At 67.6% G+C, this 12,184-nt stretch carries 13 protein-coding genes; 9 read left to right on the forward strand and 4 right to left on the reverse strand.

What is annotated here, in order from left to right:
• Positions 1-28 precede the first annotated feature (28 nt).
• The 5 genes from ACSQ27_RS11325 to ACSQ27_RS11345 all read left to right on the forward strand — a co-directional run bounded on the left by ACSQ27_RS11325 (position 29) and on the right by ACSQ27_RS11345 (position 5,270).
• Positions 29-568 (forward strand): VOC family protein, encoded by a 540-nt coding sequence (locus ACSQ27_RS11325; protein WP_436155604.1) that lies wholly within the window; start codon positions 29-31, stop codon positions 566-568.
• A gap of 24 nt (positions 569-592) precedes the next feature.
• Positions 593-1,858 (forward strand): ribulose-bisphosphate carboxylase large subunit family protein, encoded by a 1,266-nt coding sequence (locus ACSQ27_RS11330; protein ID WP_436155605.1) that lies wholly within the window; start codon positions 593-595, stop codon positions 1,856-1,858.
• Between the two features lie 3 nt (positions 1,859-1,861).
• Positions 1,862-3,166, forward strand: coding sequence for a four-carbon acid sugar kinase family protein (locus ACSQ27_RS11335; protein ID WP_436155606.1), 1,305 nt, complete (start codon positions 1,862-1,864; stop codon positions 3,164-3,166).
• A gap of 323 nt (positions 3,167-3,489) precedes the next feature.
• A complete protein-coding gene (locus ACSQ27_RS11340; protein WP_436155607.1) occupies positions 3,490-4,044 on the forward strand; it encodes a Spy/CpxP family protein refolding chaperone in 555 nt (184 codons plus the stop codon).
• 155 nt (positions 4,045-4,199) lie between these two features.
• Positions 4,200-5,270 carry a flavodoxin family protein gene (locus tag ACSQ27_RS11345; RefSeq protein WP_436155608.1) on the forward strand — a complete coding sequence of 357 codons (1,071 nt, stop codon included), beginning with the start codon at positions 4,200-4,202 and terminating at the stop codon, positions 5,268-5,270.
• Between the two features lie 101 nt (positions 5,271-5,371).
• On the opposite strand, the gene ACSQ27_RS11350 is transcribed toward ACSQ27_RS11345, so the two are convergent.
• Together ACSQ27_RS11350 and ACSQ27_RS11355 are read right to left on the reverse strand one after the other, a co-directional pair.
• Positions 5,372-5,908, reverse strand: a complete 537-nt coding sequence (locus tag ACSQ27_RS11350) for a hypothetical protein (protein WP_436155609.1) — start codon at positions 5,906-5,908, stop codon at positions 5,372-5,374.
• A gap of 132 nt (positions 5,909-6,040) precedes the next feature.
• Positions 6,041-6,373: a hypothetical protein gene (locus tag ACSQ27_RS11355; RefSeq protein ID WP_436155610.1), complete on the reverse strand. Its 333-nt coding sequence runs from the start codon at positions 6,371-6,373 to the stop codon at positions 6,041-6,043.
• 481 nt (positions 6,374-6,854) lie between these two features.
• On the opposite strand from ACSQ27_RS11355, the gene ACSQ27_RS11360 reads away from it, so the two are divergent.
• The 4 genes from ACSQ27_RS11360 (at position 6,855) to ACSQ27_RS11375 (ending at position 11,170) form a co-directional block, all read left to right on the forward strand.
• Positions 6,855-7,658, forward strand: a complete 804-nt coding sequence (locus ACSQ27_RS11360) for an endonuclease/exonuclease/phosphatase family protein (RefSeq protein WP_436156228.1) — start codon at positions 6,855-6,857, stop codon at positions 7,656-7,658.
• 2 nt (positions 7,659-7,660) lie between these two features.
• Complete coding sequence (clsB, locus tag ACSQ27_RS11365; RefSeq protein WP_436155611.1) at positions 7,661-8,956, forward strand: cardiolipin synthase ClsB; 1,296 nt, start codon at positions 7,661-7,663, stop codon at positions 8,954-8,956.
• 7 nt (positions 8,957-8,963) lie between these two features.
• A complete protein-coding gene (locus ACSQ27_RS11370; protein ID WP_436155612.1) occupies positions 8,964-9,983 on the forward strand; it encodes a lysylphosphatidylglycerol synthase domain-containing protein in 1,020 nt (339 codons plus the stop codon).
• A gap of 221 nt (positions 9,984-10,204) precedes the next feature.
• Complete coding sequence (locus ACSQ27_RS11375) at positions 10,205-11,170, forward strand: TIGR03915 family putative DNA repair protein (protein WP_436155613.1); 966 nt, start codon at positions 10,205-10,207, stop codon at positions 11,168-11,170.
• A gap of 20 nt (positions 11,171-11,190) precedes the next feature.
• On the opposite strand, the gene ACSQ27_RS11380 is transcribed toward ACSQ27_RS11375, so the two are convergent.
• Both ACSQ27_RS11380 and ACSQ27_RS11385 read right to left on the reverse strand, forming a co-directional pair.
• Positions 11,191-11,523, reverse strand: a complete 333-nt coding sequence (locus ACSQ27_RS11380; protein ID WP_436155614.1) for a hypothetical protein — start codon at positions 11,521-11,523, stop codon at positions 11,191-11,193.
• Positions 11,524-11,643: 120 nt separating this feature from the next.
• Positions 11,644-12,063, reverse strand: a complete 420-nt coding sequence (locus tag ACSQ27_RS11385; protein WP_436155615.1) for a PPC domain-containing DNA-binding protein — start codon at positions 12,061-12,063, stop codon at positions 11,644-11,646.
• Positions 12,064-12,184 lie beyond the last annotated feature (121 nt).

The raw sequence follows: 12,184 nt of genomic DNA on the forward strand, positions 1-12,184 counted from the left end.
TCCTCCCTTTTCACTGGAGCAAAACAACATGAGCAAATTTTTTGGCGAGATCCGCCAGCTGGGTTACGTCGTGCCCGACATCGAGGCCGCGATGAAGTACTGGAGCGAAACCCTGGGCGTCGGCCCCTGGTTCTACAACCCCAAGGTGCCCATCAAGAACTACCGCTACAACGGCGAATCGCATGAACCCCACAACTCGGTGGCGCTGGCCAACTCGGGTTTTGTGCAGGTCGAGCTGATCCAGACGCGCAACGACGTGCCTTCCATGTACCGCGACTTCCTGCGCGCCGGCCGCACCGGCCTGCAGCACGTCGCCTACTGGACCAGCGATTACGACGCCGACCTGGCGCGCCTGCTCAAGCAGGGCTTCAAGCCCGTGATGAGCGGCGAGGTCGGAGAAAAAGGCCGCTTCATCTACTTCGACACCGAATACCACCCCGGCACCGTGATCGAGCTGTCCGAAGTCGCCGGCCCCAAGGGCAAGATGTTCGACCTGATACGCGCCTCCTCCGAAAACTGGGACGGCAGCGAGCCGGTGCGGCCCTTCCCCGACCTCAGCAAACTCTGATTCCTCCAAAAAAGACGCCACGCCATGCAAGCCGACCGCTTTGAAGCCACCTACCTGATCGAAACCCCGCTGGCGCCCGAGAAGGTCGCCGAGGTCATGGCGGGCGAACAGTCCTGCGGCACCTTCACGCGCGTCGAGGGCGAGACCGACGAGTTGCGCCTGCGCGCGCGCGCCACGGTCGAGCAGATCGACGAACTCGAATCCGTCAACGCGCCCAGCCTGCCCAACGCTTTGCTCGAACGCAAAGGCCATACCGGCCCGTGGCGGCGCGCGCGCGTGCGCATCTCCTTCCCGGTCGCCAATGTGGGGGCCAACCTGCCGACGCTGGCCGCCACCGTCTCCGGCAACCTCTACGACCTCGGCGAGGCCAGCGGCCTGCGCCTGGAAAGCCTCAAGCTTTCCGCCGGCTACCGCGCCTTCTTCGACATGCCGCATGCCGGCATCTCCGGCACGCGCAAGGCGACCGGTGTGGCAAGCGGCCCACTGGTCGGCACCATCATCAAGCCCAACGTCGGCTTCAGTGCCGCGCAGACCGCCGAACTCGTCGCGCGCCTGTGTGCCGCGGGTGTGGACTTCATCAAGGACGACGAGGTCTGCGCCAACCCGGCCCATGCGCCGCTGGCCGAACGCGTACCGGCCGTGATGGCCGTGGTGCGGGATCACCAGCAGCGGACCGGCAAGCACATGATGGTGGCCTTCAACATCACCGACGAAACCGATGCGATGAAACGCCATGCCGACCTGGTCGAGCATGAAGGAGGCAGTTGTGTCATGGCCAGCCTCAACTGGTGCGGTTACTCGGGCATGCAGACGCTGCGCCGCCACACCGGCCTGGCCCTCCACGGCCACCGCAACGGCTATGGCGCGCTGTCGCGGCACCCGCTGCTGGGCATGTCCTTCCAGGCCTACCAGACGCTGTGGCGCCTGGCCGGCGTGGACCACATGCACGTGCACGGCCTGCAGGGCAAGTTCTCGCAGGCCGATGAGGAAGTGATCACCTCCGCGCGGGACTGCTACACGCCGCTGACCGCCGGTTTTGACGACCGCGTCATGCCGGCCTTCTCATCGGGCCAGTGGGCCGGCACCGTGCCCGCGACCTGGGCCGCCATCCAGAGCGACGACCTGCTCTTTATGTCCGGCGGCGGCATACTCGCGCACCCGGGCGGCCCGGCGGCCGGCGTGGCCAGCATCCGCCAGGCCTGGGAAGCCGTGCGTGCAGGCGTGGCACTGGCCGAGCATGCGCGCAACGCGCCCGAACTCGCGGCGGCACTGGCTTTCTTCGGCAAGTAAGCGATGGCCTTGAACGACGGCGCTCTCAAAATCGCTTATTACGGCGACGACTTCACCGGCGCCACAGATACATTGGCTACGGCCGCGCGCGCCGGCCTGCGCAGCCTGCTTTTCCTGGGCCTGCCGACCGATGCGCAGCTGGAGCGTGCCGGCACGCTGGACTGCCTGGGCATCGCCGGCGCGGCCCGCGCCATGAACCCCGGGGAGATGCGCGCCGAGCTCGAACCCGTGGGCCGGCTGTTTGCGCGCCTGGGGGCGCCCGTCATGCATTACAAGACCTGCTCGACCTTTGACAGCGCCCCCGAGGTCGGCAGCATAGGCGCGGCCATCCGCATCCTGCAACCGCATGCCGGCAACGCCTTTGTGCCCATCGTCGGCGGCCAGCCCAACCTGCGGCGCTACTGCGTGTTCGGCAACCTGTTCGCCGGTGCCGGCCCCGCCGTGCATCGCCTGGACCGGCATCCCACCATGAGCCGGCACCCGATCACGCCCATGCACGAGGCCGACCTGCGGCGCCACCTGGCCGCGCAGGGCCTGGCGCAGGTCGCCGGCATCGCCTACCCCGACTACAGCCAGGACGCCGAAGCGCTGGACAGCCAGCTGGCCGGCCTGCTGGCGCGCAAGCCCGACGCGGTCCTGCTGGATGTTACCGACGACAGCCACCTGGCCACCGTGGGCCGGCTGATCTGGCAACACGCGCAAGCGCAAGGCCTGCTGGCCGCCGGGCCCAGCAGCGTGGTGCAGGCCCTGGCCGCGCACTGGCAATCCGGTGCCGAAGCGGCGCCGCCCCGCATCGCCGCCGCAACCGGCCCGGTGCTGGTGCTCGCCGGCAGCCTGTCACCCGTGACGGCGCAGCAGGTCCAGGCCGCGAGCTCCTACCGGCAGGTCGCGCTGGACGCCGCCCGCCTCACCGCCGACGCGGCCTATGCCGGGCAGATGTCGGCGCAGATCGCGGCGCTGCTGGCCCAGGGCCGCCACGTGCTGGCCTGCACCGCCGCCGACGGCCAGGCCTGCGACTGGCCGGTGGACGGCCGCGCGCTCGCGCAGGCCAGCGGCGCCCTGCTCAAGCGCGTGCTGCAGGCCGTGCCCCTGCGCCGCCTCGGCATCGCCGGCGGCGACACCTCCAGCCTGGCCGTGCAGGCGCTCAAGGCCTGGGGCCTGTCCTACGCCGCGCAACTCGCCCCCGGCGTGGCCCTGTGCCGCCTGCATAGCGACGAAGCCGCCCTCGACGGGCTGGAAATCATGCTCAAGGGCGGACAGATGGGCGGCGAGGATTTGTTCGAAACCCTGCTGCACGGCACGCCCTGACCAAGAGGCAAGGTATTCACCAGTGGGGGCCGCGGTCCGGCTTTGCCGGCCGCAAGGCGCCCGTCCCCTGGAAGGGGAGAGGGGGCTACACGCAGTGAGCCCCCAACAGGGGTTAACGCAAACTCGTCCCCTGGAAGGGGAAAAGGCACTACACGAAGTGAGTGTCGATAGGGGTGAGCTTTCCACCAACTTTACAAACCCTCATCGTCTGGGCAACGGCGGGGATACAGAGCACCACCACACTTGCTTTCAACCTGAAGCCAAAAGCCGTATGTCACGGCGGCGGATTTTTCAGGCATCTTCTCCCCTGAAAGGAAGTCCCCATGAAATTCGCATTCAAGCCCTCCGCTTCCCTCAACAGCCTCGTCCTGGCCGGCCTGCTGGCAACCGTGGGCGCCGGCGCCATGGCGCAAACGCCTCCCGCAGCGCCCGCAGGCTCGCCGCCCGTCGCCGGCAAATCCGCAGGCCCGCATGAAGGCCGCATGGGCCGCCATGACCCCGCCAAGATGCAGGCCATGATCGCCAAGCACCAGGCCGAACTCAAGGCCAAGCTCAAGCTCACGCCGGCCCAGGAAGGCGCATGGACCAGCTACACGGCCGCCATGCAGCCGCCCGCCCACGGTGCGCGTCCCACACCCGAGCAGCGCGCCGAGTTCGACAAGCTGACCACACCCCAGCGCATCGACAAGATGAAGGAAATGCGCACCCAGCGTATGGCTGAAATGAACGCCGCCATGGACAAGCGCGGCGAGGCCACCAAGACCTTCTACGCGGTCCTGAGCCCCGAGCAGCAAAAAACCTTTGATACCGAGCACAAGAAGCACGGCCCGCGCGGCGGCCATCGTGGGCATGGCGGCCCCGCCCCGCAAAAGGGCTGAGCCACCCGCGCGTTAAAGCGCTCCCCCAAGCCCGCACCGCAAGCCGGTGCGGGCTTTTTTGTGCCTGGGCGATTTCGCCGGACGGCGACGAAAGCCTGCGTAGGACGGCATCGAATGCGCCCGTTTCGCTTGCGCGCGCTTACTAAACTGGATCAATGATCAAGATCCGCAAAGGCCAGGCGCCAGCCGTTTTGTCGCGCGATGCTTTCCGCGAACGCTTCATGCAGTCCTTTGTGGACCCGGCCTTCCGCGCTGAAGATGAGGCCCTCGCGCGGCTGGCTGCGCTGGCCTGGGACGCCTACCAGGAGGGCCGCAAGGCGCCGCACACACGCAAGGCCGGCAAGGGTTTTGCCGACCCTGATTACGACCTGTCGACCGAGTGGCTGGACACCCGCGCGCGCCTGAAAAAGGCCCAGGCCGAATGGAAGAAACCCGCCACGCCGTCCCGCGTACTGCTGGTCTGCGGCTCGGCCCGCAACGACGGCACTTGCCCCGGCGAGATCTCCAAGACCTGGCGCCTGCTCAACACCGCCAAGACCACGCTGGAAGGCGCCGGCATGCACACCGACGTGCTGGACCTGAGCCTGCTCACCTCCAGCTACCAGCTGCACATCCACCCCTGCAAGGGCTGCGTCTCCACCGCCATGCCTTTGTGCCACTGGCCCTGCAGCTGCTACCCGAATCATTCGCTGGGGCAGACCAGCGACTGGATGGCCGAGATCTATGAACGCTGGACGGCCGCGCACGGCGTCGTCCTGCTCACGCCGGTGTACTGGTATCAGTCGCCCAGCCCGCTCAAGCTCATGATGGACCGCCTGGTCTGCGCCGACGGCGGCAACCCCGACCCCACCAGCACCCACGGCAAGAAACCGGAAGAAGCCAAGGCGCTCGAGATGAAGGGCTGGGACTATCCCAAGCACCTGGCCGGCCGCGCCTACGGCCTGGTGGTGCACGGCGACGTCGCCGGCATCGAGGGCACACGGCGCGGCCTCAGCGACTGGCTGGACTGGATGGGTTTGATAGACGCCGGTAACCAGGCCCGGCTGGACCGCTACATCGGCTATTACGAACCCTATGCCACCAGCCACGACACGCTGGACGCCGACAAGGCCGTGCTGGCCGAGGTGCGCAACGTGGCCAGCGCCGTGGCCGGTGCTGTGAAGGCGCTGCGCGCCGGCACGCTGGCCCAGCCTGACAAAGACTTGCCGCAGCCGCGGCCCAAATAAACGGGCAGCAAAAAACCGGGCCGCGGGACATGCCCGCGCCCGGCTTTGGGATCTGGGTCAACCGCCCGCGAACGGGCGGCGAACTTCAGCCCTTATTTACTTCAGTGAGCACCGCCGCTGACGGCAGCACCACCCTGGACACTGCCTTGCACGCCACCCTGGACGCCGCCGACGGCATTGCCCACACCGCTGCTGACGCCGTTGTAGGTGCGTTTGGCGCCGCTCTTCACGGCGCTGCCCGTGCGGGCAACCGCCCGGCCCGTGCCGCGCACGGTGCTGTCCACCGCGCCCGCGGCCTGGCCGCCCGCGTTGCCGGCACCCGACGCATTGACGCCGACGCCCGCATTGGCGCCTGCACCCACACGGCCGCTGGTCATGCCGGAACCGCTGTCGCCGCCGCCCGCCGCGTTCGCGCGGGTGGCAGCGTCAATATTGGTGTTTTGGCCGGCATTGACACCCAGGTTCACACCCAGGCCGGCATCGGCGTTGCCGGCGGCCCTGTTGCCGCTCACACCGGCACCGGCGCCCACACCCACGCCGACGCCCAGGCTCTGGGCGAAAGCGCCAGGGGCGGCCAGTGCGGCAGCCAAGGTCAGCGCCACCGCGCCGGGAATCGAGCGAATCAAGAACTTGGACATTTCAATCTCCTTCAAAAAACGATGGACTTGCCTCAAAGGCAAACCACCCGGCAGGGCCGCAACGAAGACCGTTGTGGCCCGCCCATGCCGCTTCGCGGTCGTGGACCACGCCCCCAAAGCGGGTGTCTTGTCTTACTTGGTGCCGCCTGCGGCAGGGCCTTGCGCACCGCCGGTCGAGGTGGCGGCCGCGTCACGGGCGGCGGAGTTCTGGGCGCGTTTTGCTGCGCGTTTCTCGCGCTTCTCGGCCTTGGCCGCCGCACGGTCTGCCTTGGCGGCCGTACGGGCCTCAGGCGTCTTGGCTGCGCCGCCCGCAGGGGCCGCCGCGTTCTGGTCCTTGGGCTTGGTCGTGCCCGGCGGCGTCGTGGTACTCGTGGTATCGGTCTGCGCCTGGACCTGCGCACCCATCAACAGGGCGGTGGCGATGGCAGCGGCGATGGGGATGGATTTCATCGAAAACTTCTTCATGGTCATTTCCTCTTCGGTTGGCCCCAGAAATAAGGCGTGTGGAACAAACAAGCCCTCATGCGATAGCGGGGCTGATTTCAATGTAGGGGCCACGCCGCGGCGGACTTGCCGGAGAGGCACGCCGTGCCATGTAGGACACTGCGCCCGGGGCCTGTGGTTGCGCAGGCGGCTCCCGCGCAGGGGAACTGAAGAGGCGCGCCAGCCGGGCGCACAAATAAGTTTTGTCCTACACCTTGGGAGAAAGCCGCGAAGCCACAATGTCCGTCAGGGTGATCGGCAGGCGCGTATGCTGCCTCTTTGCCGGTGCTTGCATGTCCGCAGCCCCGGTTTCCCGTCACCGCCTATTGCCTCTCCTCTTATGCAGCCTTCTGTTCCCGACCGTTCTGTTTCAAGTCCTTCCGGTGCCTCGCGCCGCGATGCGCCCGACGCGCTGTCCGTCGCCGTACCCGTCACGCCGCCCAAGGCCGGCACGCGGGTCGACATGGCCGCCGTGGAGGCCGACACCCAGACCGCGCTGGCGGCCGTGAGCCCGCAGTCCTCGTTCTCCTTCAAGGTGCTCACGGTCAACATCCACAAGGGCTTTACCTTCTTCAACCGCAAGTTCATCCTGCCCGAGCTGCGCGAGGCCGTGCGCAGCGTGGGCGCCGACGTGGTGTTCCTGCAGGAGGTCACGGGCACCCATGCCAAGCACGCCGACAAGTTCGACAACTACCCCGAAACGCCGCACTACGAATTCCTGGCCGACACCATCTGGCCGCAGTTCGCCTACGGCCGCAACGCCGTCTACACCAACGGCCACCACGGCAACGCGGTGCTGTCCAAATTCCCCATCGTGCGTTTTGAAAACCGCGACGTGTCCATCAGCGGCCCCGAGCGCCGCGGCCTGCTGCACTGCGAACTGCAGATTCCCGGCCGCAGCGTCAACGTCCACGCCATCTGCGTGCACCTGGGCCTGATGGAGACGCACCGCGAGCAGCAGATGGACATGCTCTGCGACCTGGTGCGCAAGGACATCCCGCCGCACGCCCCCGTGGTGGTGGCCGGCGACTTCAACGACTGGCGGCACCGCGCCCACGCGCGGCTCGAAAAAGGCGCCGAGCTGCACGAGGTCTTTGTGCAGGCCAATGGCCATGCGGCGCGCACCTTTCCCGCGCGCCTGCCGCTGCTGCGCCTGGACCGCATCTATGTGCGCAACGCCATAGGCCACGCGCCCGTGGTGCTGCCGCTGCGGCCCTGGTCGCACCTTTCCGACCATGCGCCGCTCGCGGCAGAAATCGAGCTCTAGACATGTCCAGATGGGTGAGCGGCAACCAGTTCCGCCTGCTGGAGAACGGCGAGGAATTTTTCCCGCGCGTGTATGAATGCATCGCCGCCGCCCAACGTGAAGTCGTGCTGGAAACCTTCATCCTGTTCGAGGACAAAGTCGGCGAAGAACTGCATGCGGCCCTGCACCAGGCGGCGCGGCGCGGCGTGCAGGTCGACGTGACCATAGACGGCTACGGCTCGCCCGACCTGTCGCCTGAATTCATCTCGACGCTCACCCGCGCCGGCGTGCGCCTGCACGTGTTCGATCCCGGCCCCAGGCTCTGGGGCTGGCGCACCAACCTGTTTCGCCGCATGCACCGCAAGATCGTGGTGGTCGACGGCGAGCGCGCCTTCGTGGGCGGTATCAATTATTCGGCCGACCACCTGGCCGATTTCGGGCCCCAGGCCAAGCAGGACTACGCCGTCGAAATCGAAGGCCCCATCGTCGCCGACATCCACAGCTTTGTGCGCCGCGCCCTGGCCGCCGGCCGGCGAAACGCCGGCGCCGAGCCTTCCGAGGGGCTGCGCGAGCGTTTTTCCAACCGCGCGCGCTCGTTGGCGGGCACCTGGCGCGGCGACAGTGTCCCTGTCGCAGTGGGCGAGGCCTCCGCGCTGTTCGTCACCCGCGACAACCGCAAGCACACCAACGACATCGAGCGGCACTACCGCGCGGCCATACGCACGGCACGCCATCGCGTCGTGATCGCCAACGCCTACTTCTTCCCGGGCTACCGGCTGCTCAGGGAAATGCGCCACGCGGCGCGGCGCGGCGTGGACGTGCGCCTCATCCTGCAGGGCGAGCCCGACATGGCCATCGTCAAGACCGCCGCCAGCATGCTCTACCACCACCTGCTGGACGCCGGCGTGCGCATTTATGAATACTGCGAACGGCCGCTGCACGGCAAGGTGGCCGTCATCGACGACGAATGGGCCACCGTCGGCTCCAGCAACCTCGACCCGCTGAGCCTCTCGCTGAACCTGGAGGCCAACGTCGTCATCCGCGACCGCGCCTTCAACCAGGAGCTGGGCGCGCGGCTTGATGCCATCATGCAAAACAGCTGCAAGCAGGTGACCCGCGACAACCTGGTCGAGCCCACCTGGTGGCGCACCGTGCGCAGCTATTTCGTTTTCCACCTGCTGCGCCGCTACCCGGCCTGGGCCGGCTGGCTGCCGGCTCACACGCCGCGCATCACGCCCGCCGGCCAGGACTTCCCAGCCCCCGCCGGCCCCACCGGCCGCGATGCCGAAGCGGTGAGCCAGCAGGCCAAAACCGTGTGAGCGCCTGATGGCCCCCAGCCGCAGCCCACCTCCTGATCGCGGCCCCTGGCGCAGCCGGCCCTGGTGGCCCTGGTTCAGGCGCGGCGCCACCGCCGTGTTCTTCCTGCTGGTCGCCGGCCTGCTGGTGTCGCAAGCACGCAGCATCGAATGGGGCGAGGTATTGAACTCGCTCGAGAACTACCCCCTCACCGCCGCCTGGGGCGCCGTGGCCCTGGCCGCGGCCAGCTTCACGCTCTACAGCTGTTTCGACCTGCTGGGCCGGCATTACACCGGCCACAAGCTCAGCGCGCCGACCGTGATGCTGGTGACCTTCACCAGCTATGCCTTCAACCTCAACCTCGGCTCCCTGGTGGGCGGCGTGGCCTTTCGCTTCCGGCTGTATTCGCGCCTGGGCCAGAAGCCCGGTGCCATCACGCGCATCATGTCCATCAGCATGCTGGCCAACTGGATGGGTTATGTGCTGCTGGCCGGGCTGGTGTTCAGCCTGCACCCGCCCACGCTGCCGCCGGACTGGCCGGTCACCACCGGCCACCTGCGCCTGGCCGGCCTCGCGTTGCTCGCCGCCGCCGCGGCCTACCTGGGCATCTGCACCTTCACGCGCCAGCGCCACTACGAGCTGCGCGGCCACACCCTCGAACTGCCGTCGCCGCGGCTGGCCGTCCTGCAGCTGCTGATGGGCGCCGGCAACTGGCTCACCATGTCCGGCATTTTGTTCATCCTGCTGCAGCACCGCATCGAGTTTTCCGCTGTCGTCAGCGTGCTGCTGCTGGCCGCCGTGGCGGGTGTCATTACCCATATCCCGGCCGGCCTGGGTGTGCTGGAGGCGGTGTTTGTCGCCCTGCTGTCGCACCTGATGCCGCAGCCCGAATTGCTGGCGGCCCTGGTCGCCTACCGCGTTGTTTACTACCTGGCGCCGCTGGGCATCGCCACGGCGATTTACGCGGTGATGGAAGCCCGTGCCAGGAAACTGGCCCGCGCCGCCCGGGCGGCCCAGCCCCCGCGAAACGCCCGCCCGGCCACGCATTGACCGGCCAGGCCCTGCATCCAGGCGCTTTCGGCCCGGTTTAGGCGCCAAAGCCACAGGCCACAAGGGTTTTCGCACCGACTTTTGTGTCCATGGTCCCAAAACACTGTATATTAATACAGTGTTTTGATGTTCCCTCGTGTTCTCTCTCCTGGCGATGCGACGCCCGCACCCAGGAAGTCGGCTTCTTTGCCTACAGCCGCGGTTGAACCCGCAGCCGCACCATGAAGTCTGACCGTGAAGAAGAAAGGATGTATCGCATGGGCGTGATGAATGACCTGCTGACGACCGACCTCTTTCCCCAGGCCGCGCTGCCCGTTGCGCTGCGCGGCCAGACGGACTTCGAGGGCTTTCGCCGTGCCGCGCGCGGCCTGCTGGCGCAGAACATCCTGCCCGCGCAGGTCAGCTGGCAGTGCGGCAATGCGCCACTGCAAGCACCTCAAACTCTTCAAGCCCCGCAATCCGCCGGCAGCGCGCACAGCCCGGTCTTCAGCGACGCACCCGCCGTCAGCGTGCCGCCCGAATTCCTGGCCCTATGCCAGGCCGCCGTGCTGCACCGCAACCCGCAGCGCTTTCATCTGCTCTATCGCCTGCTGTGGCGCCTGGTGCACGAGCCCGAACTGCGCCACACCCCGCAGGATGCTGACATGGCGCAAGCCCGGCTTATGGCCGACGAGGTGCGCGAAGACATCCGCAAAATGAAAGCCCAGCTGCGCTTTCGCTCGGTGCAGGACGACACCTTCCGGGCCCGTCCCCTTGCCGGGCCGCTGCATGTCGCCTGGTACGAGCCCGAACACCATGTTGTCGAAGCCGTGGCACCGTTTTTTGCCAAACGCTTTTCCCTGATGCGCTGGGCCGTCCTCACGCCCGATGGCAGCGTCGAATCCGACTACCTCGGCCCGCAGGACTTTGCGGCAGACGCCAAACCGCCCGGCGAGAGCCTGGCCGCACTGCGCTTCGGCCCCGGCGCCGACCCGCAGGCCGCGCCGGCGCTGGACGCCGGCGAGCAGCATTGGCTCACCTGCTATGAGCAGGTCTTCCACCCCGCGCGCCTCGCAAGGCGGCGCATGATGCAAAAAGAATCACCACCGCAGCGCGCCCGCAGGGCACGTAGCCCGGCCGGCCGCAAAGCCCATGCGCCCCGGGCCCCAAGCCCCAGCCGCGCCGGCGGCCAGTCGCTCTCGCTGTAGCCGCTCCCAGGCCGCAAGCCTCAAGGCTTGCGCGCGTCCGATGCAGCCGCTTCAGGCGCAGGCAGCACCGCGTCACGGCCATCGGTGCTGGTGGGCGGCAATGTGGGCCGCGAAGTCGAATCGCGCGGATCCGGCGGCCCAAGCGGCGCGTTGTCGGGCGGCAGCTGCGCGCGGCGCACCGGGTTGCGGTTCAGCGGGTTCTTCAACAAAGGCGCGGCCGGCTTCTGGGCGCTGCCCGGCTCCGCGGCAGGGCTTTGCGTTGTTGTCGTTGTGGTTTGCGCCAGCACCCCGGGCCCGGCCAGCAAGGCCAGCACCGTGCCAAGCACGAAAGGAAAGCGGTGAAGTTGTCGCATGGCCATCACTCCTTGAAGCCGCGCGTTGATCCGTTTGAGGCCTTGTTTGCGCAGCGGGGTTGCCATTTCACTGTACGCCGATTCAGGCCCGGGGCCATGGCCGATATGCCGGCCGCACTGTCAGGGCTTGCCTACAGGCCTTGCCACCAATTCCTTGAACCCCGTCCGCGCATCATGCTCACGCGTAAACACCCAGCCCGGCAAGGGCGCCAGCACGATCTCCGCCGTGGTCCGCACAATGCAGCCCGGCATCACATGGCCGCCCCGCATTTCTCCGCGTGCTGTTGCCACACTGGCATGCAGGTGAACGCCGTCGGGGCTTAGTGTGCCCGACAGCGTGAGCAGCTCCAACGGTTCTTGCAGCACCGTTCCGTTGGGCTGGTCGGCGTAGCGGAGTACTGCTTGGGATAGGCTGCCTATTGCAGAGATGATGCAGGCGGCGGTGGTCTGCTGTTCCGCCTGTAGCTGGGCGAAGGCTTTGGTCAGGGTTGAGCGGAGGTCTTCTCCTGGGTTTAGGCGGAGGACGTGGGGTTGGGGCATGGGGTGAGGGTAGCGGGGTGGTTGGAGTTATTCAAGAGGGGTTCTTGTTCCCTTCGCGCGTCCTCTGCTGAGGGCGGTTGGCCGGGGGTAGCCCGGCGGCTACTCACTTTTCTTTTGCTTC

Source organism: Polaromonas sp. LjRoot131, from assembly GCF_964252805.1.
GTDB lineage: Bacteria > Pseudomonadota > Gammaproteobacteria > Burkholderiales > Burkholderiaceae_C > Polaromonas.

Coding starts and splice junctions, on each gene's coding strand:
- ACSQ27_RS11325 (WP_436155604.1), top strand. CDS start 29: ATGAGCAAATTTTTTGGCGAGATCCGCCAGCTGGGTTACGTCGTGCCC.
- ACSQ27_RS11330 (WP_436155605.1), top strand. CDS start 593: ATGCAAGCCGACCGCTTTGAAGCCACCTACCTGATCGAAACCCCGCTG.
- ACSQ27_RS11335 (WP_436155606.1), top strand. CDS start 1,862: ATGGCCTTGAACGACGGCGCTCTCAAAATCGCTTATTACGGCGACGAC.
- ACSQ27_RS11340 (WP_436155607.1), top strand. CDS start 3,490: ATGAAATTCGCATTCAAGCCCTCCGCTTCCCTCAACAGCCTCGTCCTG.
- ACSQ27_RS11345 (WP_436155608.1), top strand. CDS start 4,200: ATGATCAAGATCCGCAAAGGCCAGGCGCCAGCCGTTTTGTCGCGCGAT.
- ACSQ27_RS11350 (WP_436155609.1), bottom strand. CDS start 5,908: ATGTCCAAGTTCTTGATTCGCTCGATTCCCGGCGCGGTGGCGCTGACC.
- ACSQ27_RS11355 (WP_436155610.1), bottom strand. CDS start 6,373: ATGAAGAAGTTTTCGATGAAATCCATCCCCATCGCCGCTGCCATCGCC.
- ACSQ27_RS11360 (WP_436156228.1), top strand. CDS start 6,855: ATGGCCGCCGTGGAGGCCGACACCCAGACCGCGCTGGCGGCCGTGAGC.
- clsB (WP_436155611.1), top strand. CDS start 7,661: ATGTCCAGATGGGTGAGCGGCAACCAGTTCCGCCTGCTGGAGAACGGC.
- ACSQ27_RS11370 (WP_436155612.1), top strand. CDS start 8,964: ATGGCCCCCAGCCGCAGCCCACCTCCTGATCGCGGCCCCTGGCGCAGC.
- ACSQ27_RS11375 (WP_436155613.1), top strand. CDS start 10,205: ATGAAGTCTGACCGTGAAGAAGAAAGGATGTATCGCATGGGCGTGATG.
- ACSQ27_RS11380 (WP_436155614.1), bottom strand. CDS start 11,523: ATGCGACAACTTCACCGCTTTCCTTTCGTGCTTGGCACGGTGCTGGCC.
- ACSQ27_RS11385 (WP_436155615.1), bottom strand. CDS start 12,063: ATGCCCCAACCCCACGTCCTCCGCCTAAACCCAGGAGAAGACCTCCGC.